Here is a 24687-nt window from a genome sequence, read left to right on the forward strand (position 1 = left end):
TATAAAAAACCATGCAAAGGGGATGCATTCATGAGAAACATGAAAAAAATTGTTGCTTTAATGTTGGCATTTTCACTAGTATTAGTAGGTTGTACTAGTAAATCAACTGGAGGAAACACAGGGCCAGGAACAAGCGCTGAGCAAGAGAAGTTTGTTATTCGTGCGGGAATCGGTCTTAACGATCAACATCCACAGTTCAAAGGTTTAGAAGTGTTTAAAGAATATGTTGAAAGAGAAAGTGAAGGTAGAATCGAAGTTCAACTATTCCATAGCAGTCAATTAGGTGATGATATACAAATGATGGAAGCACTTCAGTTAGGAAGTCAAGAGATGACATGTCCTTCAACTGCACCAATTACATCTATTGACAAAAGATTTATGGCTTTTGACCTTCCGTTCTTATTCCCAAGTCCTCAAATAGCAGATGCTATTTTGGATGGTCCAATCGGACAAGAGTTACTTGATGGATTACAAGAGAGTGGTTTAGTGGGATTAGCTTATTGGGAAAATGGATACCGTCATTTAACAAACAATAAAGTAGCTGTATCTTCGCCTGCAGATATGACGGGGTTAAAAATTAGAACAATGGAAAACCAGGTTCACTTAGATTTCTTTAGAGCTTTAGGTGCTCAACCTACTCCAATGCCTTTTGGTGAGTTATTTACAGCTATGCAACAAGGAGTAGTAGATGGTCAAGAAAACCCTGTTCCAACAATTTATCTACAAAACTTTAATGAAGTACAAAAATATACAACCTTAACTGGTCATGTGTACAGTCCATTTGTATTAATGATGAGTAAGATATTCTATGATGGATTGCCAACAGATTTACAAGAAGTAGTTAGAGAAGGGGCGATTGTAGCTAGAGATGAGCAGAGAGCTATTAATCGTGCATATACGGAAGAGCTGGCAGACGGATTAAGAGAAAAAGGTATGACTGTAATTGAGTTAACACCTGAACAACAACTGGCTTTCCAAACAGCTACGAGCTCTACGGTTGAAAAGTTCAGAAATGAAATTGGAGCAGAAACTGTAAATAAAATTTTAGCAGAAATCGAGCGTTTATCTAATTAAAATAATAAATAACAAAGAATAGATTAACAACTGTATATGGGAGAACACAATTGAAAAGGAGTTTAAATTATATTAAACTCCTTTTTGATTAGAAGGAGGCAAGCGATGATTGAAAAGTTAAGCTATATACCTAAGGTTTTAGGGATAGTGAATAAATGGATTAGCTATATAGTTAAGGGGGCTATCTCTTTAAATTTGCTAACGATGGTTGGTATTGTATTTTATGCTGTTATAAGCCGTAACTTCCTTAATGCCTCTATTGCCTGGGCAGAAGAATTATCTAGAATCTTATTTATATGGCTAGTATTTAGTGGTGCGGTTTTAGGACTATATTATAGAGATCACTTAGGGTTGACGCTGTTGGTCGAACGTTTTAAACCTAAACAACAGTTAGTTTTTGAAATTATTTCATGGATATTAATTATAGTTGTAACAAGAGCGATGATTTATGGTGGAGATAGAATTGTAACGACAATTAAAAATGCGAGAACACCTGCATTAGGTCTGCCTACAACTTTGAAGTATTGGCCGGTACTATTGGCTGGATATGCTATGGTTTTAATTAGTATCGAAAGTTTATTTCATAGTATTATTAAGCTGGTAAAACAATTTGTCGATAATAATGGGAGGGGGGAATAGGCAATGGATATGCTAATAATATTTATAGTTTCACTATTTGGATTTTTGTTAATTGGTGTACCCGTAGCGTTTTGTTTAGGTTTGGCTGCCCTTGTAATGATGGGTATGCAGAACTTTGGCTATGACGTATTAGTGCAGAAAATGGTTGGTGGTATTGACAGCTTCCCCCTTTTAGCTGTACCTTTTTTTATGCTTGCAGGGGAAATTATGAACACAGGTGGTATAGCTAAAAGAATCATTAATCTTTCAAACGCACTTGTTGGACATATTACTGGAGGATTAGGTTTAGTAAATATTGTTGCTAGTATGTTCTTTGGGGGAATTTCTGGGTCCTCGGTTGCTGATACTGCAGCTATAGGGGGATTGTTAATTCCTGCCATGAAAGAAGATGGGTATGATGCAGATTTTTCTGCTGCTGTAACAGCGTCATCCTCTACTATGGGTATTGTTATACCCCCGAGTATTCCTATGATTTTATTTGGACTAATTAGTGGTGTTTCTGTAGTTAAAATGTTCTTAGGAGGAATTATTCCAGGTATTCTTATTGGATTTTCTCTACTGTTTCTGACCTATTTTATTTCTAAAAAGAGAAATTACCCGAAAGGAGATAAGTTTTCTTTAATTAGGGTATTTAAAGCCCTTAAGGAATCAATATGGGCAGTGCTTTTACCTGTTATTATTATAGGAGGTATTATCTCTGGATACTTTACACCTACGGAAGCAGCCGTTGTATCAGTTGTATATGCTTTAATTGTTTCGCTATTAATATATAAGGAAATGACAATAAAAGATTTACCAAAAGTATTGATTGATACTGGAAAAACCACAGGTATTGTAATGTTAGTTGCGGGAACTGCTATGGTAGTTGCATGGCTACTTACTGTTGTGAGAATACCACAAACTATCGCAACAACAATTCTATCCATTTCGGAAAATCCATTTGTGGTCCTGTTGATTATAAATTTCTTCTTATTGTTGGTTGGAAGCGTTATGGATTTAACACCAGCTCTATTAATTCTAGGCCCAGTATTATTACCCGTAGCTAGAGAAGTAGGCATTGACCCTGTTTTCTTTGGTGTAATGATGGTAATAAACTTAGGTATAGGACTGGTAACACCTCCTGTAGGTACAATATTATATATTTCCTGTGGAATTGCAAAAATTTCATTGGAACGAATTGTAAAGGCTATGATGCCTTTTCTAGTAACACAAGTTGCGATACTACTAATAATTATAATATTTCCACAGTTGGTTCTTTGGATACCGAATAATGCACTGAGATAGTATGTGTATAGTTAGTTGTCAGATTGAAATTTCGGGAGGTACATAGATGCTTAAAAGTCAAGAAATAAGAAAAAAAGCCCCAGAAATGGACTCCTTACGGATAGGGATGGGATGGTCGGTGGAGGAATTGTCTAAACCTCAAATAATTATTGAGAGTACCTTTGGTCACAGTCATCCTGGGAGTGCCCACTTGGATGTTTTGGTAGAGGAGGCTTACCAAGGAGTAGTTTCAAATGGAGGAAAACCATCTAAATTCTTTGCCACAGATATTTGCGATGGTCAAGCTCAGGGTCATGATGGTATGAACTACTCTTTAGCGTCAAGAGAGTACATCGCTAATATGATAGAAATCCATATGGGTGCTACACCTTATGATGCAGGTGTATTTATTGCTAGCTGTGACAAGGGAATGCCAGCGCATCTACAGGCAATTGCTAGAATGGATATCCCGTCGGTAGTTTTAACTGGAGGTACTATGAAGGCTGGTCCTAATATGCTGACATTAGAACAGATAGGCACATATAATGCTAAATATCAAAGGAAGGAAATTACTGAACAGGAGTTTACTGATTTTAAGCATAATGCTTGTCCTTCTTGTGGTGCTTGCTCTTTTATGGGTACAGCTGCTACAATGCAGATTATGGCAGAAGCATTAGGTTTAGCCTTGCCAGGTACAGCCTTTATGCCAGCTACAGCAGAGGAGCTAAAGGGACTTGCAAGAAAAGTTGGAGAACATGCTGTTAAGCTTGTGGAAATGGATATAAGACCATCGCAAATACTAACAAAAAAAGCTTTCGAAAATGCAATTATGGTACATGCAGCTATTGCAGGTTCGTCAAACTCTTTGTTGCATATTCCAACAATTGCCCATGAGTTAGGAATTGAAATAGCTCCACAGATGTTTGATGAAATTCATAGGAAAATTCCATTTATCCTAAATATACGTCCAAGTGGATTTTATCCGGGTGAGTATTTTTGGTATGCTGGAGGGGTTCCGGGGGTTATGGAAGAAATTAGAGAGTATTTACACCTAGATGTTATTACTGTAACAGGAAAAACTTTAGGTGAAAACTTAGATGAGTTGAAAATGAACGGCTATTATGATGTATGCTATCGACATTTAGTTGAGAAAGGCGTGCGCAAAGAAGATATTTTAAAAACAACTAAAAACCCAATTCAAGCTCAAGGTGCAATAGCTATTTTAAAGGGTAATCTAGCTCCTGAAGGGGCTGTTGTAAAACATTCAGCTATAGCAAAAGAAATGCTACAAGCTACTTTAGTTGCAAGAACCTTTGATAGTGAAGAAGAAGCTATGGAGGCCGTATTGACTAAAGAAATTAGTCCGGGAGATGCCGTTATTATACGATATGAAGGGCCTAAGGGTTCTGGTATGCCTGAGATGTTTTATACAACAGAAGCCATTGCTTCTGATCCTGAGTTGGTTTCAACTACAGCATTAATTACTGATGGAAGATTCTCTGGAGCTACTAGAGGCCCGGCTATAGGGCATATTTCTCCGGAAGCCAGTGAAGGGGGACCTATTGCATTAGTGGAGGAAGGTGACTTGATTTCACTAGATATTCCGAATAGAAGCATTGACATTATTGGTGTAAAAGGTGAAGAAAGGTCTAAAGAGGAAATAGAAAAAATTCTTATAGAAAGAAAAGCCAAGTGGATAAAACCAAAGCCTAAATATACAAAAGGTGCCCTTGGGATTTATACTAGGTTGGCTGTATCTCCTATGAAGGGTGGCTATATGGAGTTTAAAGAAGGAATGTAAACACTAGATACTTTATGGTATATTGTATTGCTATGAAGCTAGTACACTCGTGACCTCGTAGTATTGAATTATGAAAGCTTTAATCGTTATACATATACTTGAAAAATACTGGAATATCTAATATTTATTCTTGAATATATCAATGTATGTACTTAGTATAAATGTCAATAGTACGTAATTGCTTTAGGAGAAGGTTTTTACTGACGATAAGTTGTCTGTAGAAAATGTCTTCTAAGGCTTTTTTTATTATCGAAATTTTGGTTGTTTTATAATTTAATCTATTTCTTGAGAGAAGGGAGCTAATAAGGTTATTTTTGAATACTGATATACAATTTAAAAATTTGAAGTGGGTTAAAAGGATTGAAAACATTAGACTGAGAAGGTTTAAGACATACCATGCTTTTCCATACTAATTACTCCTAATTATATATATAATGGTGTTATGCGTTATGTAAACTTACTGCAACTTTTAAGTATAAGGGGAGCTTTTGGGTGGTGTTATGGTGACTGATGGAAAGATTATCGAAAGCGATCGGCTAGAACGAAAAGGGATATATATAAAAGTGTGGATTAAGTTTCTTATTGCCCACTTTGGTGCACTTCTGTGGGTAGGAGTTTCTATCGTTTTGTCATTAAGATGGGTAGGGGAGCTAGGTACTATTGTTTCAGTGCCATTTGCCATTATAATTATCACGGGGATAGCTTACATTCCTGGATATATTAATGCTTTTACTGTTATGAGTCTTCTGAGCGATAAGCAACCTAAGTTTGTGACCGTAAGTCCTGAAGAAGACATTACAATAATCATTGCCTGCAGAAATGAAGAGAATGCTATAGGGGAAACATTAGGATATATAGCAAAGCAGGATTATGAAGGGGAAATAAAAGTAATAGTAGTGGATAACGCTTCTACTGATGGAACTTATGAAGAGTCCAAGAGGGCTGGAGAAAACCTAAAACTAAACATTACTGTAATTAATGAGAACATACCAGGAAAATACAATGCTCTAAATAGGGCTTTAAAATATGTGGATACTGAATTTGTAGCTACTCTTGATGCAGATACTTTGCTACATAAGTCATCTGTTAGATATATTGTATCTAGAATGATATCGGCCCCATCAGATGTTTGTGCTGTGGCAGGATCTGTTCTTGTAAGAAATAGTAGGACCAGTTTTATTGCTAAACTTCAAGAATGGGATTACTTCTTAGGTATAGCAAGCATTAAAAGAATGCAAGGATTATATCAAGGGACGTTAGTTGCTCAAGGAGCATTTTCTTTATACAAAACAGAAGTATTGAAGTATGTAGGGGGTTGGCCTGATGCTATTGGAGAAGATATAGTTCTAACATGGAAATTTTTTGAAAATAAATGGAGAGTTTTCTATGAGCCTCTAGCTGTGGCTTTTACTGATGTGCCAATTTCACTTAAACATTTAGCAAGGCAGAGAAGTAGGTGGGCGAGAGGAATGATAGAGGCTCTTAAGGCTGTGAAGCCTTGGAAGCAACCCTTGGGATATATTAAATATCTTACTAGTATAAATCTAATTATGCCATATCTTGATATTATCTACACATTCGTATTGATACCAGGTTTGATTATTGCACTGTATGGGAAATACCACATTGTAGGACCTGTGACGATATTTGTATTACCACTTTCGATGATTCAGAACTTTGTATTATATAGATATCAGCAATATGTTTTTAAAAATTTAGGCTTAAGCATTAGAAAAAATAGATTTGGCTTTATTGTATACGTTTTGTTCTATCAAATGCTCATGAGTCCAATCTCGATACTTGGATATATGCAGGAAGTTTTCTTTCTAAAGCGTGTATGGAAATAAGAGGTGCCTATTAATCTTCTGCATAAAAATTGAGGAATTGGTAAGATGAATAATAATTAAGTGTAATTTGTAAATCGTAATCTAAGTTTAAGGAGGAGAAATCCTTAATACTTAGTATATGTGAGTTATATCTATAGGTGGTGGGTTATTTTATAATTACATAAAAAGGACGGGTAGATTGCTTTTTTAACCAAAATACCTGCCCTTTTTTTATGAACCAAATAACATTTTAGAGCCATTAACATCTAAAAAATCTAATTTCTCTTAAATCTATACCGATAAAACTCCAGCCCCTTCTTGTGTGTTGCCAACTTGCAACAGAGGTAGGGCCAACGAATATTGGATAGAATACAAAGCTTCTTCCGTTAATTAATTCTACAAAGGTAAATTTAAATAAACAGAATCTAATTGCTCCAGGATCTACTGGGTAGGGCTGTTGGAAATCTCCTGATGGTGGTGGAGGACTTACGGGTGGCTGTAGTAAACTTGTGGAGGACCAAAGGGAGATCTTCCGTATGGGGGCTGATTATAATATACGTGATCATACATTTGCAATGTTTCCTCCTTACCTATCTGAAATTTATAAGCTACTTAGTTAACTTCTAAGATATAAAGGTATTACCTTCTATATCTCGCTTCATTATATGCACATAAATTAAAGGTGCTCAAATTCTTGAAGTAAATTTCAGTAGAAACACGTGCGTAGTTTTGAGTGAGTTTAAAGCGCGTTCGTCATGAGGGATTATAATATTAAGAACATTATAAAAATAAGAAAGAGAATAGTGGATAGTGATTATTAAGACTTACAAAAAGGAAGCTACCTATTTATCAACTAGACTATTAACTACTACAAGACGATTGTAATAATTTTTTTGTCTTAAGAGGTCTAAATATTGACCAGGAGAACAACTAGAGAACTCGCTAAAATCCTTGTACATGTGGGATTGGCCATAGTAACCTGCTTCTTGGGCTATTAGAATGAGGCTGGATTGATTAGGATTAGCAATATATTTATTCAGTTTGTTCAATACATACTGAAATCGTATGATTTTACTTAATAGTTTTGGAGACATTCCGAAATACTCAGTAAATTTGAGATTTGTATGTCTTTCTGAATATCCAATTTCATAGGCTAAATCCTTTATTTTTATTTGTCCTTTAGACTCAATAACTCTTTTTATCATATGATTTTTTAGAAGCAGAGGGCTTGATGTGGATTTAGTTTTTTCTATTTGTTTTGTGTAAAATTCCATGAAGTAGGATACCTGGGTCATAAAATCCATACTAGTTACAATTTTTTCATAATATCTCTAGTCTCAAGAATATCTTTTAATGAAATAGTGTTACCAATAATTTCTTTAATATGGATATCCTTATTTATTAAGTACTCACCAGGATAAAATCTAACACCAAAATAAAAACTTGAAGGATTAGATAACACTTTTTTAGGTTGTAAAACTGTAGCGCAGATTTCAGCATTGGGTGACGTGTCATTACAAGTAAAGAGAAGGTCGAAGCATGCGTCTGGAACTGCTATCATATCCTCTGATTCCAATACATCCCTTTTGAAAGTATAAAAATGTGAAATGCCATAATTATTCATGATAACTTTGTAATATTTCTTAGCTGATAATACGAAATATGGTTATACTTAAATAACTTAAAACTTTCAATATAAAACGTTAAATTTAACATTAAATTTTCAGAAAAATCAAATAACATTTAAAAAACACGAACATTATCTGTTTTTTATAATACGAATCGTACGCCTTGCGACTTATAATAAATACATAGTTATAAAGTTTAAATCCTATATCGAATAAATACGCTCTCAAAACATACCATGTAATCCTTGTCAGGACTCTTGTCCTAAAAATTGTATTCTGATAGGTGATGATATAACTGCACTATCGGTTTTTGATGAATCTACACTTTGTATTGGGTGTGGAATGTGTGTAGCTTCTTGCTCGGGGCAGGCAATATTTTTAATTGATAACGATAGAGAAGATGGATATAGTTACGTAACTATACCATATGAGTTTCTACCCCTTCCGGAGGTAACCTCCAAAGGTCAGGCCTTAGACAGAAGTGGTACAGTGGTTTGTGAGGCAAAAGTTATAGAAATTAAGTCAATAAAGGCCTATGATTTGCCTCACCTAGTAACCTTTCGTGTACCAGAAGAGATGGGTACAAGTACTCGATTCTTTAGACAACTGAAGGAGGTACACTAAAAATGAGAAAGATTAATGACAGATCTAGGAATTTAGGAGTTTTTATGGAAATGGCGGACGACGAAATAATTATATGTAGATGTGAAGAGGTTACAAAGGGTGAAATACGGAGAGCGATACATGCTGGCATGTTTACACTTCAGGAAGTAAGAAAGTTTTTGCGTACAGGTATGGGTCTGTGTCAGGGGCAGACCTGTGGGAAGTTAGTAAAAGCTATTATTGCGCGAGAACTTAATATATCACCTAATGAACTAGAATCATCAACTGGCCGTGCTCCGATGCGTCCTATTGAAATGCAGGTACTGGCCAATGAAAGAAAGGAGGGCTGATCGTATGGAAAATCATGCAGATGTTGTCATTGTTGGGAGTGGAGTAATCGGAAATGATGCAGCCTACTATTTAGCAAAAGAGGGAAAGTATGTAATAGTATTAGAAATAAGTGACCACATTGGTGATGGTGGTTCAACTAGAAATGGGGGTGGGGTTAGGCAGTCAGGTAGACATCCTGCTGAATTGCCACTTGCTATGTATAGCGTACAAAACCTATGACCGAAACTTTCAGAGGAACTTGGTATAGATGTTGAGTATTATCAAGAAGGAAACTTGAGATTAGGTAAAACACAGGAGCACCTCAAAATTTTAAAAGAGCTTACGGAACGATCAAAAACATTGGGTTTGGATGTAAGAATGATAGATGGGGATGAGGCAAGAAATATTAATCCGTATCTTTCAGATGAAGCTATTGGAGCTAGTTGGTGTCACACTGATGGGCATGCTAATCCTTTGTTAGTAACACTTGCTTACTACATGAAAGGTAGAGAGTTGGGCGTACGATTCATAACTGGTGAGGAAGTTATAGAAGTTAGAAAGATTAAGGGTAGGGCACGAAAAGTAGTGACTGAGAACAATATCTATGAAGGGGATAAAATTATTATTGCGGCCGGTCTAAATACTCGTCAAATAGTTAGAACTATAGGGATAGATGTGCCAATGAATCCTGTTCTATTAGAAGTATTTGTTACAGAACCTCTACCTGAAATGTTTTATCATAAGCTTGGAACAGCAGAGGCTGATTTTTATGGGCATCAAAGTACTCATGGGTCCTTTGTTTTTGGGGGGACATCGAGATTGGATGCTTTTGCTTTAGAACCTGAAAATAATCGGACTATGAGTATTACTGCACCATATATTTGTCGTGGAATAATTAAATACTTTCCTAATTTAAAAGAACTAAAGATTATAAGGACATGGTCAGGCTACATTGATGATTGTGTTGATCATATACCAGTCATTAGTAATGTTGAAGAAGTTCCTGGTTTGATCATTGCCTGTGCTTTTTCAGGCCACGGATTTGGTATTTCACCAGCAGTAGGAATACTACTTTCTGAATTGGCTTTGGATAAAGAGACAACTTTAGATATTAGTCCTTTTCGATATAATCGTTTTAAGGCAAAAATACAATGATGAAAGGTAGTGCAGCAATGAAAATGGAAAGAAAAAATTACTATTCAGGAAGTGCATTAGAAGAAAAGGTTGGATTTTCAAGAATGGTATCCATTGGACCCTTCATCCATATCGGAGGAACAACTTCTGTACAACCAGATGGAAGCGTATTTGGGATAGATAGTCCATACGAACAGACAAAATATATATTACAAAAACTCATTCATTTATTAGAGGGGGCTGGGGCTACTATTGAAGATGTTATAAAAGTAAAATGCTACACAACTGAGATGTCCTATGCTCAGGAAATAGCAAAAGCGTATACTGAATCATTTTTTGAAGTTAAACCTTTACTCACAATTGTTGGAATTACTATGTTGAATAGGGAGACTCAACTAGTAGAAATAGAATTGGAAACCGTAAAAGTAAATAGCTAGCAATATGAAAATTGCTTCTGTAGCACTTCCTGGTAAATACACGTAGCTGTTTTAGGAAACATGTTGTTTTGAATTTTTCTCCTTAGTGCTGTAATCCTTGAGTTAGATAACGAAATAAGAAGGACAGGTAAATTGAGAGTCAATAAATATACCTGTCCTTTTGCTTATTAGTTTAAACTATATCTAACTTAGCTTAGAATATCCTATAAAAAACTTTGAATAATTCGTTAACCTCTATGCTTTAAGAGAATATAATGAATTGCATAAGGGTTATTATTGTTTAGAAGGTATATTCTACATTTATTACTGTTATAAGAATAGCAAAATTATAAATGTTGTGGGGGAAAGTATATGGAAAGATTGGATCCTGAAAAGCTTTCTGTGGAATTCAGACCGGGGGTAACAACAACTGAACCAATATTAGGACGAAAATATACATTGACACACTCTGATATAACAGCTGAGTTATTTCTGACTATAGGCTTAGAATTTGCACATGATAAAATCACTACAATGAGGGATGAGGTTTTGGCAGAATGGAGAAGTTCTAATTCGGGTTTATTTCTTTATGTATACGTTTATGTAGGTAATTTTGGATCGACAATGAACGCCATAAGAAATACTATCTTTAGGCGTGAACTACCATTGGCACTTGAAGCTATTGTTTATGGGGACAATAAATTTTTCACAGTACATCCACAATTATATTACGCTCCTATATGGATATATTTTGATTCTACAGATTATAGCTATAATCGGTTTGAGTACTGGGGTACTCCTATGGATTATAAGTAAGTACTAGTGAGAAATAAGTAGACTTAGAATTAGTGGCTGCTGAAAATAATCTCATATAACTAGCAGATGCGTTTCTTGGTCATAAAGTACAACTAGTCATTTGGAACAAAATGAATTACAAAAACTTGAGTATCTTAACACGTATATTAATCTTAAGTTAAACATTAAGGTTGAAAAATAGACGATATAAAAACAAAACAAAGAAAATTACGTTCCTTGAGGAAAAATGATTGCTAGTTGGAACGTGATTTTTTATTTTATAAATTACTTATTACAAAATGAAAACTATCTTGGCTTCCATAATGTCCACTAATAGAGACCTTGATGTACAAGTAGTTTTGGCATAAAAATGTAATACAAATGTAATTTAATTGTTGCAAGAGTGGTATATAATTATATTGGAAATATAGTATAAATTTAGTAAATGACTTAGGAGGAGATGCTCTATGAGAAGATTTAAAAAAGCCCTAGCTACGATAGGAATAGTTTCTATAATAGTGACCAGTTCTATTTCCAGTGTTTTTGCAATTGAAAGTGTTGTTTATGAAAAACAAAGTAGACAGATGATTTCTAGCGGTGTAACCCATAAACATGTTTTAAGATTTGGCAAGGATGGATGGCTCAATGCCAATGTTGTATATATTGACTTAGATAATCCTTCTATGAATCTAGATATATTACAAAGTGCTAATGGAATAACAACAAAAGAAACCCTATCTACTATGGTAAACAGAAATCAAAATGTAGTAGCAGCTATCAATGCTGATTTTTTTTATTTAACGACCCCAGACTCTCCGATGGGGGCTATGATTAAAGATGGAGAAATGATCAGTAGTCCTATTTTTGTAGAAAACTTTGCAACCCTATCGATTAATAAAAATAATGAGGCTTATGCAGATTATTTGAAGTGTGAAATTTATGTGTCAACTGATAAGGGAAATAGTATACCAGTAACTACGATTAATAAATATACCCATGAATACCAAGGGATTATGTTGATAGATAGTAATTGGGGTGCTAGTACTCCAGGTTATAATCCAAAGCATTATGATATGGTAGAGATAGTTGTTATTGGGGATACTGTTACAGAGGTAAGGCGACAACAACCTTCAACATTAATTCCACAAAATGGTTATGTTTTGCTTTCATCACAAGATAATGCAAGGGTCTTATTTGATAATATAAAAGTAGGAGATAATTTAAAAGTAAATACAAATATTTCTCCATTTGTGCTAGAAGATATAAAGCTAGCTATAGGTGGGGGTACTGTATTGGTAAAAAACGGACAGCCTTTCACTTTTACGCAAAGCATAACTGGAAACCATCCTAGAACAGCAGTAGGTATAACAAAGGATAGAAAAAAATTAATTATGGTAACAGTGGATGGAAGACATAGTTCTTTTGTTGGAGTAGATGGTAAGCGATTAGCTGATTTAATGATAGAGTTAGGTAGTCATGAAGCTATACTAATGGATGGTGGAGGTTCTACCACTATGATGGCTAGAGGCTTAGGGAACTCCCATGCAGAATTAGTAAATATTCCTTCCGACGGAGGGGAAAGAAGAATTGTAAATGGATTAGCAGTTGTTTCTCAAAGTATTCAAACTGAGTTAAATGGTATTACTACAGCAATTAGTGAAGACAAAGGATTTGTCGGAACCTCAAGAGAGATTTTGGTTAAAGCCTTTGATACAAATTATAATCCCCTAGCAGTGAATCAAAAAGAATTAAGGTTTTTGATAAAGAAGGGTGAAGGCTTCTTTCAGGGTAACCGTTTTATACCTACAAGGGCTGGGGAAACGATAATAGAGGTAGATTACTTAGGAAAAAAATCAGAAGTTAAATTGAAAGTGCTTGAAGAAGTAAGATTATTGCAGATATCTCCAGGAAGTATTGCATTGAGCCCCGGTGGAAATGCTACACCAAAGGTAATTGGTGTTGATAAGAATGGATATAGTGCTACTATTTCTACAGGGGACTTAAGCTGGAAAGATGAAAAAGGGCTAGGTACCTTTATAAATGGGGTGTATACGGCAGGGGAAAAAAGTGGTACGACTACATTGATCGCTACATTTAAGAATCAGACTGCTACTGTACCTGTTGTAATAGCATCTAATAAAATTTCATTAGGTGGATTAGACAAATATAACTATAAATTTACTTCTTTCCCAGCAACTGTGACTGGAAGTGTTTCAAAGGACACTAACACAAAGGTTGGACAGCATTCCTTGAAATTAGAGTATGACTTTACTCAAACAGATGGAACAAGGGCCGCATATATTGAATTTGAAGGGGGAAATGTGATTTTACCTTCTAACCCTACGAAAATAGGTCTATGGGTATTCTCTTATGAAAATACTCCTGGATGGATTAGGGGAAATGTTAAGGACGCAAGTGGAACAAGATATACTATTGATTTTAAAAGAGGTATCGATTGGATTGGTTGGCAATACTTAGAGGCAAACCTACCGCAAAACATTTTATCAACGGTTGAGTTAGAGAGAATTTACGTAGTTGAGACGGACAGTAATAATAAGGTTGGGGGTAAACTTTTATTTGATGGTCTTGATGTTACTTATGGAACTCAATCAACTGCAGTTATTGAGCAAAGGGGACTAGAGGATTATTTGAATGTTCCATACGAAGCTAAAGGAACACAGTTTTTTGTACATAGCGGAGTTATCTATAGCGAAGCTATGAGTCAAATAAATGCTGAAACTACGGAAAAATTGAAGACTGCGATTAATAATAATTACGATGTAGCCATATTTACGGACAATCTAAAAAGTGACATTGTTAGTGGATTAAATAAACCAACAGTTATTGCTTCTCGAGGATACGAAATGAGAGAATATGAAGATAATCTAATTATTTACTTAGACAGCAGATCTGGAGGTCTTCGAAATACTGATTTTAGCCAGTGGCCATGGTTGATGAATCTATTAAAAACTAATAACAAGAAAAATGTTTTTGTTATATTACCAGGACCTATTAGTGGGTTTACAGATCAACTGGAGGCAAAGCTATTGCGACAAACTTTAACAGATGCTGCTGAGAAAGATAAGAACGTTTTTGTTCTTCAGAATGGGGGACAAAGTGTTCAACCTGAGTTACTAGATGGTGTAAGATATATTTCCACTGGTATGTATAACAATACTACTGGAAGGTCTTCCAAGTATGTACTTTTCAATATATTAAATAATCAAGTTACTTACCAAATAAAAGATATAACTGAGTAAGAAGAGTTTAAAAGTAATAAGGGATGAAAAATAGGGTAAATAAAGAACTTACACAATATACTATAGTTATGTGTAAGTTTTTTTGTTTTCAAATTATAAAAATAATGATAGAAGAATAAAAATTTAAACTTATGTGGTGGAATAAGAAATAATTGGTAACAGTAACAGACTTTCTGTATATGTGTCACGAAATCACTTAACTAGTGGGGATGAATATGGAAGATATAAGGAAGAGAATAAGTAATAAAAAAGCAATTAGATGAATGTAAGAACCAACTAGCTGCTTCCAGTAAATGCATAGGTTAATTTTAGAGTTTATTTAGGTACATCTTATGACTAATAACAACTAATACATCGTTTTTCTTGATTATATCGTCACTAGAAAGCGATAATTTAATTTCATCACCACTTTTTATTGCAACAACATTTGCATTATATGTAAGTCTAAAATTTAATTCAGCGAGACTCTTTTCTTCCCATTCAGGTAATGCAATAACCTCTACAATACTATAATCAGGTGATAATTCAATATAATCTAATAAATTTGTAGCGATTAAATTATGTGCTATTCTAATACCCATATCTCTTTCAGGAAAAATGACCCGATCAGCACCAACAGACTCTAAGATTTTTGCATGAATATTGTTTAATGCTTTTACCACAATACGTTTAGCTCCTAGATCTTTTAGGTTTACAATTGTCATAATAGAAGCCTCTACATTATTTCCAATACCTATAACAATAGCATCGAAATTTTCTATTCCCAGCGATGCTAAATTGTCCGGGTTTGTAGAATTACCCTGAACTGAATACGAAACTTTATCACTTAATTCCTGTACCAGTTTTACATCGATATCCATAATAGCTACATATTTGTCCATTTTCACTAGTGCATCGGCAACGCTTCTACCAAAACGACCACAACCTATTATGAGAAAATCTTTCATATTGACAACCTTTCTAACTCTTTGGATTCTAAACTAGTGTTCTTAATTAGGATAGAAAAATATATAAATTACTAGGTAAGAGTTTATTATAAATATATGCTATACAATAAACAATGTAATATAATAAACTCTCTATTGCAATAAAGCCATATAAATATTAATACGATATTAACATCTATAAATAAATATTAATACAATCTTTATAACTATAGCAGTAAACTACTATCAAAAGGAGGAGAGTAATTTGACTTTTATAGTAGTTTTAATTGTAATAGTTATTTTACTTATCGGATACTATTTAATGGATCAAGTAGATAAGTTCTTAGAAAGCTACGCTGATTATGAAAATTGTTTTTATGTAGGTGCAGATAGCAAAGAGATAAAAGAAAAAGTGGTTTTAATATATGGAAACAATGAGCTAACTAAATTAGTAGAAGCTTATTGTTATTCTCAAAAATATATATATGAATCCATAACTGATATCAATTGCATAAGCACTGTGTCAAATTATAGATGTTTGTTTGCGCTATCTTATAATGATGTAGATAATTTAATGATTAGCTCTGTTGCATTTAAAGTTTATTCTATCCCTAATATAATTGCATTATGTAACAATCAGAGTTACTTAAAGATATATAATGAATTTAGATTTGATGAGGTACTACTTTATAATGATAATATAACCATGCTTTTTAATACAATAAAGGGATGGCTAGAAGATGCGGCCAAAGACAAAAGTCAAGATTTGATTTAACTTATGAAAAACTATCATACAAGCAGGGACTTAATTTTGCAAATGACTAATTTAGAGTAATAAAACTATTGACCAGATAGCTGTTAGAGTTAAAAAAAGAATATAATTAATAAAATTAATATGACCACAGCGTAATATGATGAAAAGGCAATCTCTTTGACCTGTTAAAGCATATGTCTAAAAAAGAAAAACATTTAATTAATGCAGGAAATAAAGCAGATATATTGAGCCTATTAAAGAAATTCTAGCTAAAGTAATGTGATACAATAGATTAGTGGAGGTGAGCATTATTAACAAGAAAAAACAAATTCACACAAATTACATCCTCAAGCTTCTATTAATTACAGCCATATCCACAATCTTATCTCTAACTTTAGGTAGTTTTGGTATAGGTAAAGAAAGTATAATTATGGTGTTTTTAGTTGGTGTTTTGATTGTAACTGTCACCACAAAGGGTTATTTTTATGGTATATTCGCAGCAATCGTCAGTGTGCTTATGTTCAACTACTACTTTACAGCGCCAACTTATACTCTTATCACTTATTACAGCAATGATGTTATACTAATGGTATCATTTCTAGGGGTATCACTGATATCCGGAACAATGACAAAAAGATTTCAACAACAATTACAAATTTCCCAACAAAATGAGCACACTGCAAGACTGCTATATAGAATTACAGAGAGCTTCTTAAATATTACTGGACAAAGACAAATTATTATCAAGGGCATTGATTGTATTTATGATAACACTGGCTACAATAGTAGAGTATTATTAGTAGAGTCTGATAAAATGAATATTTATGAGAGCAGAGAATTTGTAATAGGTAATATGGAAATGATGGAAATACCAATTAGAGGGTTAACGAAGAAGCTGGGTGTCATGCAGATCATCTACTCTAAAGAAACTTTTACCTTTGAGCGTGAACTTCTAATTAAGACTGTTGTGACACAAATGGGTTTGTCACTCGATAGAGAGTTTATATATAATGAACGTGAAAATATTCGTATTGCCATGGAACGTGAGAAGATGCACAGTAACATACTAAGGGCTATATCCCATGATCTAAGAACACCATTAACAGGTATCGTTGGTGCTAGTGGGGTAATACTTGAGAATTTAAATCAGTTAGAGAAATCTAGTATAGAGAACCTTGTTTCTGATATTAATGAAGAGGCAATTTGGCTAAATAGCTTGTAGAAAACATTCTAAATATGACCCGAATTAATGAAGGTAAGCTTATAATAGAAAAGAATTATGAGGTGGTTGATGATATTATTTATGAGGCAATTAGGCATATCAATAACATATCGAAGACAAGAAGCATATCTGTATCAATGCCTGATGAAATAGTGACTCTTTTAATAGATGGAAAGCTAATTGTACAAGTACTCATTAATCTATTAGATAATGCTATAAAACATACACAGGAGGATTGTAGGATATTTATTCGAGTATATACAGAGGGTGATATGGCAATTTTCGAAGTGGCAGATGATGGAAATGGAGTAGATGAGAGTATTCAAACATCACTATTTGATAGCTTTGTCACTCTTTCTAGTAAGATTATAGATGATAAAAGGGGAATTGGTCTTGGCCTATCAATATGCAAAGCCATTGTGGAAGCTCATGACGGTACCATATATGTGGGAGAGGCTGCTGAAGGTGGGGCCTTATTTACATTTAAAATACCACTGGTAGGAGAGGATAATAATGGAGGATAATTTAAAAATATTAATCATTGAAGACGACAAATATATACGAAATTTCATATCTCTTTCCTTAAAAACAAGTGGATATGTTTTTGAAACTGCAAAGACAGGTTTAGATGGGATTTCACTATTCTATAGCAATCACCCAGATATCATATTACTTGATTTAGGATTACCAGATATAGATGGTATCGACATCATTAAATCAATTCGTATGATTTCAGATGTGCCGATTTTGGTAGTGTCTGCTAGAGGTCAGGAGACTGAAAAGATAGCTGCACTAGATGAGGGGGCAGATGATTATATTACAAAACCATTTCATATGGGAGAATTAATGGCACGTATTCGTGTTATTCAAAGAAAACTAAAAAAGGCAATACAGTTCGAAAATATTGAAAAATTTCATATGGATTACCTTGTAATTGACTATGAAAAGAGGATGGTTTTAGTTGATCAAAATGAAGTGCATTTAACACCTATTGAATATAAAATATTATTACTTTTAGTAGCAAATAAAGGTAAAGTCCTTACTCATAACTATATTTTGAAGGAAGTGTGGGGTTACGGCGAAACCGGTGATCCAAAGTCTATTCGTGTTTTTGTGGCAAATCTCAGACGAAAGATTGAGAAGGATCGTGCTGTTCCACGGTTTATTTTGACAGAGGTTGGGGTAGGCTATAGATTTGCAAATGAATAAAAGCAGTTAAGGGAGATTTAAGTATGAAAAATAGTTTTAGAGTACCATGGCATCTTTGGTTCGTTGCACTATTTTTTATATATTTATCTACGCTAATGGGTTCTACGATTACTTTATGATGCTTAGTCATAATGAAGCATACTATAATTCTCAAGGCTATGGATTAGATGTATTTGAATACTTTACAGATTATCCTATCCTGCCTTTAGTATTCTGGACAATTAATGTTGGTAGTGGTTTAATTGCACCAGTGCTACTTCTATTCCGGTCCCGCTGGGCGGTTCTGGTTGCTTTATTTCATCTATATCTATATTGTGCCTAGAACTTATTACATTTACATTTATGAATCGTTGGAATGTCCTAGGGCCATGGATATCCATTTTTGATGTAGCTATACTTCTTATGACATTTGGACTTTATTTCTATAGTAAAGCAATGGTCAAACGTGGAGTATTAAGATGATTGTATAACAATACATACATGACTCGCTTTTACTAGAGAGTATTGTTATGCTTATAAATAATACATATACTTATTAACAGAACATCATAAATCTCCCTTTTGGCTTATAAATAAGGGAGATTTTTATTATGTAGTTAAAAATGTTGAAAATATTGTCACTATCTATAAGAGGTACAACCTCATATAATTACAATATAATATTAATGATTTGTTCGATTAAACAATAAATATCATTAGAAGTGAGGAAAAAATGTGAAAAAGTTTTGGAACTGGGATATTGCTATTGACGGTAAAAACTTTAGAGTACAGCTAGAGTATAATATAGGATTAATTAGGAAGATGAAAATTTATATAAATGACCATTTATCAAAGCTAGTAAGGATTAACAGAGGAGAAGAAGGTGTTGATTATTTCTTTTGTATAAATAATTCTGAATGTTGTATCTATAGCAGGATGGTAGGGGATAAACTGCATTATAGCTTAGCTTTAGGGAGTACGGACTTAATAACAGGAGAAACCATAGAATATGTAAAACCCCTGCCTAAAGCTCAAAAGGTTAAGATAAAAATGACTAAAACAGAAATAGCAATAAGAGCTTTTATATTTATAATAACACTTTTTCCTATTATTATATTAATTAATTTTGTCTTAGAGTGGCTATTAATCAAGTTAAACTGTCAGCTAAACTATGACCTAAACAGTGCTATTGGTAGTTCAATTACAATGGGATTTTTTATTTTGATTTCTGATTTTTTAGTGAATTTGTTGAAGAAAAAAGGTTGGTTAAAAGAAACTGAAAAACCATGTTTGGCTGAAAAAGACTAAGAAAATAAAGGTTCTTTACTGTTCTTATTAAGGCTAAAAATAATTATATTAGACTTACTAATAGAGTATCTAGTCTATTCAGATACTCCAGTATAGCTATATCTTTGATTATATAATCTTTCCGTAACTAGATTAGTTAGGAAAGATTTTTTTGTTCTCCTAATTAATAATAACAAAAAAGCTTGTTATTAAGCTAAATATAATACTATCTCACGATGTTTCATAGTATTAATTATATTAAGTTCATTTTTACAATATGTATGTTTATTTAGAATTAAGAAAGGGTAACTAATTAAATATCTAAACGAAAGAAGGTCAGAAGGCACCTTACAAGCAAAGCCTTAAATATAATACTAATTAAGGGAGGATACTTTATGAAAATTTTAGTTTGTACTGATGGATCCAAGGAAAGTTTAAGGGCGATAGAAAAAGCATGCAAAATAGCTGCTGGTTGTGAGGTGCATGAAGTCTCAGTAATAAATGTATATGAAGGTAAGGTAGATATACCTACGGGGACATTCGGTTATACACATCATACTACTGACGCCGATATTGAAATGTTTAAGAAGGCACGGGAAGTGGCTAAGGAAAAAAGCAAAAAGAGCTTGTTAGAGGCTGAAGAAATCTTTAAAGAAAAGAATATAAAAGTTAATGCAATTCTTAAAGAAGGACCCGCTGCTGAGGTAATTTCGGAAATCGCTGAACAGGAAGGCTTCGATCTTATTGTAATAGGTAGAAGAGGAATCAATGGATTAAAAAAATTATTCTTAGGAAGCGTTAGTAATGCTGTTCTACAACAGGCCAATACCAGTGTACTTATTGTAAAATAGATTATAGTAATCAAGAGGGATCACAATAAATGGTTCCTCTTTTAATTAGTATTTAAATTAAGTGAATCTGTTCTAAATATTAAGAATTAACTAAATATTTCAAAAATAACTATTGACAAATATGTTAAGAAGTAATAAAATTTTTTCTAATAAACTAAAACTTTATATTAAAGGCTTTGATGAGGAGGAGTACATTTATTCGGAAGTATAGAGAGGAAATGGTGGTGGAAATTTTCCCTGATGGATATTTGGAAGCTAGCCTTTGAGCTGTGGACCGAAATTGTAAAAGAGTAGACTTCAACGGAGTCCCACCGTTATAGGGGAAGTGGTATCGGAGAGATCCTGTACTATATTAAGTTGTGTACTTTTGTACAAAATTAGGTGGTAACGCGGAGAGTAGCCTTCGTCCTTTTAATAGGATGAAGGTTTTTTTAGTTTTTTGTAAAAAAGGTAGAGGAGGAGAAAGTAATGAAATGTAATGGAGCTGAAATAGTAATAAAATTATTAGAGGAGCAAGATATACAAAAGTTAGCAGGTATTCCTGGGGGGTGCAACCTTCCTCTATATAATGCCCTATCAAAAAGCAGAAAGATTCAGCATATTCTTGCTAGACATGAACAGGGTGCGGGATTTATTGCTCAGGGTATGGCTAGAACAACAGGTAAAGCTGCTGTCTGTTTTGCTACCTCTGGGCCAGGAGTAACAAATTTACTTACTGCCATTGCTGATGCTAAATTAGATTCTATACCTATTGTTGCAATAACTGGCCAAATACCATCTTTTCTCCTAGGAACCGATGCATTTCAAGAGGTTGATACATTTGGATTAGCAATACCTATTACGAAACACAACTTTTATGTATCTTCAGCCAAAGATTTATTTCATATTATTCCAGAAGCCTTTAGGGTTGCAGAGGAAGGGCGTCCAGGACCTGTTATTGTTGATATCCCAAAGGATGTTCAATTAGAGGAATTAGAGATTGATAATTGGCCTGCACATGTTACTAAAAGTGATAGCAATTTATTAAAGAATAACTCGATTGATATAAATGATATAAAAAAAATTGCACAAATGATAAATGAGTCTAAAAAACCATTGTTATATATAGGGGGTGGAATTTTACATTCGAATTCATCTAACTACTTACGGGAATTTGCTAAAAAAAGCAATATACCAGTAGCCTCTACCCTAATGGGTCTAGGGTGTTTTCCTTCTGACGATAAACTCAGTCTAGGGATGTTAGGAATGCATGGTGCCCCATATACAAATCTTATTTTAAGAGAAACTGATTTATTGATAGCCTTCGGTGTTCGATTTGATGATAGGGCAACAGGAAATATTAGTGAATTTTGCCCAAAAGCATCTATTATACACGTAGATATTGATCCTGCAGAACTTGATAAAAACAAGTTAACGAAATTCTCTGTAGCTGCAGATATTCAGATAGTACTTAAGGAACTAATTCCATTAATTAAAGAGGATGGCCGTGAAGAATGGAGTAAAGAAGTAGCAACTATTAAAAAATCAAACCCATTACCAGTTACTGATTATTATAATTTCTATCAACCAATTAACCTTATAAGGCAAATAGGAAGTTTACTTACTCCAGACACCATAATAACTACGGATGTGGGGCAACACCAAATGTGGGTAGCTCAAGCCTATCCTTTTCAGCACCCTAGAACACTGTTAACCTCTGGGGGTTTAGGAACTATGGGTTTTGGTCTACCAGTTGCCATTGGAGCTGCATTAGCTAACCCTAGCAAAAAAGTTGTTTGTATTAGTGGGGATGGATCAATTCTGATGAATATTCAAGAATTAGCAACCTTAGCTGATCACAATTTGAATATTACAGTTATTGTTATAAACAACGGGGGATTAGGGATGGTGAGACAACTTCAAGAACTATTCTTTGATGAAAACTATATTGCAACAAAATTTGAGTGTAAGCCTGATTTTACTTCTATTGCAAAATCCTTTGGTTTAAAGGGTTACGATTTGAAAGATGATAAAAACCCATCGAATACTTTGAAAAGAATTTTATCAGAATCAGGGCCTTGTGTTATAAATATTCCTGTTGATTCTAAAGAAATGGTAATGCCTATTGTACCACCAGGAGCAGGAAATCATGAAATGATTGGAAGTGAGTAAAATGACTAAAACAGAACATGTTATTATGGAGCTAACAGTAAACAATCATCCGGGTGTAATGTATAACATTACAGGGCTTTTTGCTAGGAGGGCTTTTAACCTTGAAGGTATTCTATGTGGTAGAGCCGAGAATACAAACACTAGTAAAATGTATTTGTTAATTAAAAATGATAATCGGATAGATCAAACAATTAAACAGTTAGAAAAGTTATATGATGTTCTATCAGTGTCAATATGTAGTGATTGCGATGTTAGGGTTTTTGATAATATAAGTAAGCTAATAAAGTTAAAGTAATTACTATTTAGTCTGCTGCTCATACCCCTGTGAGAGGTTATAAAGAATTAAAATTAGTTAATGTTAACTTTGCGGATCTTCTTATGTTTACAAGATGCAGAATTTTTTTATTAACTATATCTTAGAACATTTTAAATTAATTTAAAGTAGGGTAAAATAGTCATATATATTACAAACAAATCAGGGGAGAGGATATTTTGAGTAAAGTATATTTTATCAGAAATTCAGGGACGGATTATGCAGAACTAGGAAGGGATGCTTCGAAACTATTAGAAAGAGTAGTATCTGAAACTGGTCATAGATTTGATAAAGAGGTGCCTTTAAAAGTACATTTTGGTGAAAAAGGAAACACAACATTCATTCCAGCAAAGTGCTATGACGATACTATAAATTATCTTAAGCAAAATGGAGTAAACCCTTCATATATTGAAACCAATGTATTGTATAGAGGATCTAGAACTACATCAGATAGTCATATAGAAACAGCAAAAAATCATGGATTCACCCAGATTCCTACTATTATTGCAGATGGGGAAGTGGGGACAGATTATGATGAGATAGAAATAAATAAAGATTATATAGATAAGTGCAAAATTGGTAAGGGCTTTGGTAAGTTCAAACAGTTTATTGTTATGAGTCATTTTAAAGGACATATAGAAGCGGGGTTTGGTGGAGCACTAAAACAACTAAGTATGGGATTTGCCTCAAGAGGTGGAAAATTGGCACAGCATTCAGGAATATCACCCAACGTAAAAGCTTCTAAATGTATTGGTTGTGATCTTTGTGTTACTAAGTGTGACTTTGATGCAATATATAGAACTGATACAGCTGTGATTGATTCTAATAAGTGCATTGGTTGTGCTGGATGTATTGCAGTTTGTCCTGAAGGGGCAATTAGAAACACCTGGGGGGCGTCTAATTTTCTAGAAAAGCTTTCAGAATATGCATATGGTGCATCTAAGGATAAAGATATTATTTACATAACCTTTGTTCATAACATTACAAAGGACTGTGATTGTATGGGAGTTTCGATGAAACCAATTACAGATAATATTGGTATTTTGGCTGGAAAAGATCCAGTTGCTCTTGATACTGCGTGCTTAGATTTAATTCAGAGAAATAGTGGAGAAAAACTCTTTGAAACAGGAAGACCTTCACTTATACATGCTGAAAAAATTGGACTGGGTACTATGGAATATGAATTAATAGAATTGAACTAAAATTTGAAAATAAATAGAAGATCA

At 33.9% G+C, this 24687-nt stretch carries 22 protein-coding genes, 1 pseudogene and 1 other annotated feature; of the genes and pseudogenes, 20 read left to right on the forward strand and 3 right to left on the reverse strand.

Annotated elements, in window-relative coordinates; genetic code table 11:
• Positions 1-30: 30 nt before the first annotated feature.
• The 5 genes from HZR23_RS08710 to HZR23_RS08730 all read left to right on the forward strand — a co-directional run bounded on the left by HZR23_RS08710 (position 31) and on the right by HZR23_RS08730 (position 6624).
• The gene (locus tag HZR23_RS08710; RefSeq protein ID WP_132849078.1) at positions 31-1074 is read left to right on the forward strand and encodes a TRAP transporter substrate-binding protein; all 1044 of its coding nucleotides are present in this window, start codon (positions 31-33) and stop codon (positions 1072-1074) included.
• Positions 1075-1179: 105 nt separating this feature from the next.
• Positions 1180-1713 carry a TRAP transporter small permease gene (locus HZR23_RS08715; RefSeq protein WP_132849079.1) on the forward strand — a complete coding sequence of 178 codons (534 nt, stop codon included), beginning with the start codon at positions 1180-1182 and terminating at the stop codon, positions 1711-1713.
• A 3-nt stretch (positions 1714-1716) separates the two neighbouring features.
• The gene (locus HZR23_RS08720; protein ID WP_243098248.1) at positions 1717-2997 is read left to right on the forward strand and encodes a TRAP transporter large permease; all 1281 of its coding nucleotides are present in this window, start codon (positions 1717-1719) and stop codon (positions 2995-2997) included.
• A gap of 46 nt (positions 2998-3043) precedes the next feature.
• Positions 3044-4777, forward strand: a complete 1734-nt coding sequence (gene ilvD / locus HZR23_RS08725; protein ID WP_132849080.1) for a dihydroxy-acid dehydratase — start codon at positions 3044-3046, stop codon at positions 4775-4777.
• Between the two features lie 500 nt (positions 4778-5277).
• Entirely contained in the window at positions 5278-6624 is a 1347-nt protein-coding gene (locus tag HZR23_RS08730) for a glycosyltransferase family 2 protein (protein ID WP_132849098.1), read from the forward strand.
• Positions 6625-7445: 821 nt separating this feature from the next.
• On the opposite strand, the gene HZR23_RS08735 is transcribed toward HZR23_RS08730, so the two are convergent.
• Together HZR23_RS08735 and HZR23_RS08740 are read right to left on the reverse strand one after the other, a co-directional pair.
• Positions 7446-7877, reverse strand: a complete 432-nt coding sequence (locus tag HZR23_RS08735) for a helix-turn-helix domain-containing protein (protein WP_213050194.1) — start codon at positions 7875-7877, stop codon at positions 7446-7448.
• 35 nt (positions 7878-7912) lie between these two features.
• Positions 7913-8227, reverse strand: coding sequence for a hypothetical protein (locus HZR23_RS08740; RefSeq protein WP_207667907.1), 315 nt, complete (start codon positions 8225-8227; stop codon positions 7913-7915).
• A gap of 346 nt (positions 8228-8573) precedes the next feature.
• Here HZR23_RS08740 and HZR23_RS08745 point away from each other — a divergent pair, with 346 nt between their 5' ends.
• From HZR23_RS08745 to HZR23_RS08770, 6 genes and pseudogenes are all read left to right on the forward strand, one after another.
• Positions 8574-8855 carry a hypothetical protein gene (locus HZR23_RS08745; protein ID WP_132849083.1) on the forward strand — a complete coding sequence of 94 codons (282 nt, stop codon included), beginning with the start codon at positions 8574-8576 and terminating at the stop codon, positions 8853-8855.
• Positions 8856-8857: 2 nt separating this feature from the next.
• On the forward strand, positions 8858-9184 hold the full coding sequence (locus HZR23_RS08750; RefSeq protein ID WP_132849084.1) for a (2Fe-2S)-binding protein: 327 nt from the start codon (positions 8858-8860) through the stop codon (positions 9182-9184).
• Between the two features lie 4 nt (positions 9185-9188).
• Positions 9189-10319 (forward strand): annotated as a pseudogene (locus tag HZR23_RS08755) (NAD(P)/FAD-dependent oxidoreductase).
• Complete coding sequence (locus tag HZR23_RS08760; protein WP_330615925.1) at positions 10316-10735, forward strand: Rid family hydrolase; 420 nt, start codon at positions 10316-10318, stop codon at positions 10733-10735. Before HZR23_RS08755 ends, HZR23_RS08760 begins: the two are co-directional and overlap by 4 nt.
• Positions 10736-11086: 351 nt before the next feature.
• Positions 11087-11530 (forward strand): staygreen family protein, encoded by a 444-nt coding sequence (locus HZR23_RS08765; protein WP_132849085.1) that lies wholly within the window; start codon positions 11087-11089, stop codon positions 11528-11530.
• A gap of 446 nt (positions 11531-11976) precedes the next feature.
• The gene (locus HZR23_RS08770; protein ID WP_132849086.1) at positions 11977-14769 is read left to right on the forward strand and encodes a phosphodiester glycosidase family protein; all 2793 of its coding nucleotides are present in this window, start codon (positions 11977-11979) and stop codon (positions 14767-14769) included.
• Between the two features lie 308 nt (positions 14770-15077).
• Here the strand turns inward: HZR23_RS08770 and HZR23_RS08775 are convergent, their stop codons facing one another.
• Positions 15078-15716 carry a potassium channel family protein gene (locus HZR23_RS08775; RefSeq protein ID WP_132849087.1) on the reverse strand — a complete coding sequence of 213 codons (639 nt, stop codon included), beginning with the start codon at positions 15714-15716 and terminating at the stop codon, positions 15078-15080.
• 244 nt (positions 15717-15960) lie between these two features.
• Between HZR23_RS08775 and HZR23_RS08780 the strand changes: the two genes are divergently transcribed.
• The 9 genes from HZR23_RS08780 to HZR23_RS08820 all read left to right on the forward strand — a co-directional run bounded on the left by HZR23_RS08780 (position 15961) and on the right by HZR23_RS08820 (position 24663).
• A complete protein-coding gene (locus HZR23_RS08780) occupies positions 15961-16470 on the forward strand; it encodes a hypothetical protein (protein ID WP_132849088.1) in 510 nt (169 codons plus the stop codon).
• A 274-nt stretch (positions 16471-16744) separates the two neighbouring features.
• Complete coding sequence (locus tag HZR23_RS17045; protein WP_243098250.1) at positions 16745-17671, forward strand: DUF4118 domain-containing protein; 927 nt, start codon at positions 16745-16747, stop codon at positions 17669-17671.
• Between the two features lie 14 nt (positions 17672-17685).
• Entirely contained in the window at positions 17686-18195 is a 510-nt protein-coding gene (locus tag HZR23_RS17050) for a sensor histidine kinase (protein ID WP_243098251.1), read from the forward strand.
• A complete protein-coding gene (locus HZR23_RS08790; RefSeq protein ID WP_132849089.1) occupies positions 18185-18880 on the forward strand; it encodes a response regulator in 696 nt (231 codons plus the stop codon). Before HZR23_RS17050 ends, HZR23_RS08790 begins: the two co-directional genes overlap by 11 nt.
• 714 nt (positions 18881-19594) lie before the next feature.
• On the forward strand, positions 19595-20167 hold the full coding sequence (locus HZR23_RS08800) for a hypothetical protein (RefSeq protein WP_132849090.1): 573 nt from the start codon (positions 19595-19597) through the stop codon (positions 20165-20167).
• Positions 20168-20541: 374 nt separating this feature from the next.
• Entirely contained in the window at positions 20542-20997 is a 456-nt protein-coding gene (locus HZR23_RS08805) for a universal stress protein (protein ID WP_132849091.1), read from the forward strand.
• Positions 20998-21164: 167 nt separating this feature from the next.
• Positions 21165-21411 (forward strand) — a binding site (T-box leader).
• A 54-nt stretch (positions 21412-21465) separates the two neighbouring features.
• The gene (gene ilvB / locus HZR23_RS08810) at positions 21466-23148 is read left to right on the forward strand and encodes a biosynthetic-type acetolactate synthase large subunit (RefSeq protein WP_132849092.1); all 1683 of its coding nucleotides are present in this window, start codon (positions 21466-21468) and stop codon (positions 23146-23148) included.
• Between the two features lies 1 nt (position 23149).
• Positions 23150-23443 carry an acetolactate synthase small subunit gene (ilvN, locus tag HZR23_RS08815; protein WP_132849093.1) on the forward strand — a complete coding sequence of 98 codons (294 nt, stop codon included), beginning with the start codon at positions 23150-23152 and terminating at the stop codon, positions 23441-23443.
• 197 nt (positions 23444-23640) lie between these two features.
• Positions 23641-24663: a DUF362 domain-containing protein gene (locus HZR23_RS08820; RefSeq protein ID WP_132849094.1), complete on the forward strand. Its 1023-nt coding sequence runs from the start codon at positions 23641-23643 to the stop codon at positions 24661-24663.
• Positions 24664-24687: the final 24 nt, after the last annotated feature.

Origin of the sequence: Serpentinicella alkaliphila (assembly GCF_018141405.1) — a bacterium.
In the GTDB taxonomy this organism is placed as follows: Bacteria; Bacillota; Clostridia; order Peptostreptococcales; family Natronincolaceae; genus Serpentinicella; species Serpentinicella alkaliphila.

Coding starts and splice junctions, on each gene's coding strand:
- HZR23_RS08710 (WP_132849078.1), top strand. CDS start 31: ATGAGAAACATGAAAAAAATTGTTGCTTTAATGTTGGCATTTTCACTA.
- HZR23_RS08715 (WP_132849079.1), top strand. CDS start 1,180: ATGATTGAAAAGTTAAGCTATATACCTAAGGTTTTAGGGATAGTGAAT.
- HZR23_RS08720 (WP_243098248.1), top strand. CDS start 1,717: ATGGATATGCTAATAATATTTATAGTTTCACTATTTGGATTTTTGTTA.
- ilvD (WP_132849080.1), top strand. CDS start 3,044: ATGCTTAAAAGTCAAGAAATAAGAAAAAAAGCCCCAGAAATGGACTCC.
- HZR23_RS08730 (WP_132849098.1), top strand. CDS start 5,278: ATGGTGACTGATGGAAAGATTATCGAAAGCGATCGGCTAGAACGAAAA.
- HZR23_RS08735 (WP_213050194.1), bottom strand. CDS start 7,877: ATGGAATTTTACACAAAACAAATAGAAAAAACTAAATCCACATCAAGC.
- HZR23_RS08740 (WP_207667907.1), bottom strand. CDS start 8,227: ATGAATAATTATGGCATTTCACATTTTTATACTTTCAAAAGGGATGTA.
- HZR23_RS08745 (WP_132849083.1), top strand. CDS start 8,574: ATGTGTGTAGCTTCTTGCTCGGGGCAGGCAATATTTTTAATTGATAAC.
- HZR23_RS08750 (WP_132849084.1), top strand. CDS start 8,858: ATGAGAAAGATTAATGACAGATCTAGGAATTTAGGAGTTTTTATGGAA.
- HZR23_RS08760 (WP_330615925.1), top strand. CDS start 10,316: ATGATGAAAGGTAGTGCAGCAATGAAAATGGAAAGAAAAAATTACTAT.
- HZR23_RS08765 (WP_132849085.1), top strand. CDS start 11,087: ATGGAAAGATTGGATCCTGAAAAGCTTTCTGTGGAATTCAGACCGGGG.
- HZR23_RS08770 (WP_132849086.1), top strand. CDS start 11,977: ATGAGAAGATTTAAAAAAGCCCTAGCTACGATAGGAATAGTTTCTATA.
- HZR23_RS08775 (WP_132849087.1), bottom strand. CDS start 15,716: ATGAAAGATTTTCTCATAATAGGTTGTGGTCGTTTTGGTAGAAGCGTT.
- HZR23_RS17050 (WP_243098251.1), top strand. CDS start 17,686: ATGACCCGAATTAATGAAGGTAAGCTTATAATAGAAAAGAATTATGAG.
- HZR23_RS08790 (WP_132849089.1), top strand. CDS start 18,185: ATGGAGGATAATTTAAAAATATTAATCATTGAAGACGACAAATATATA.
- HZR23_RS08805 (WP_132849091.1), top strand. CDS start 20,542: ATGAAAATTTTAGTTTGTACTGATGGATCCAAGGAAAGTTTAAGGGCG.
- ilvB (WP_132849092.1), top strand. CDS start 21,466: ATGAAATGTAATGGAGCTGAAATAGTAATAAAATTATTAGAGGAGCAA.
- ilvN (WP_132849093.1), top strand. CDS start 23,150: ATGACTAAAACAGAACATGTTATTATGGAGCTAACAGTAAACAATCAT.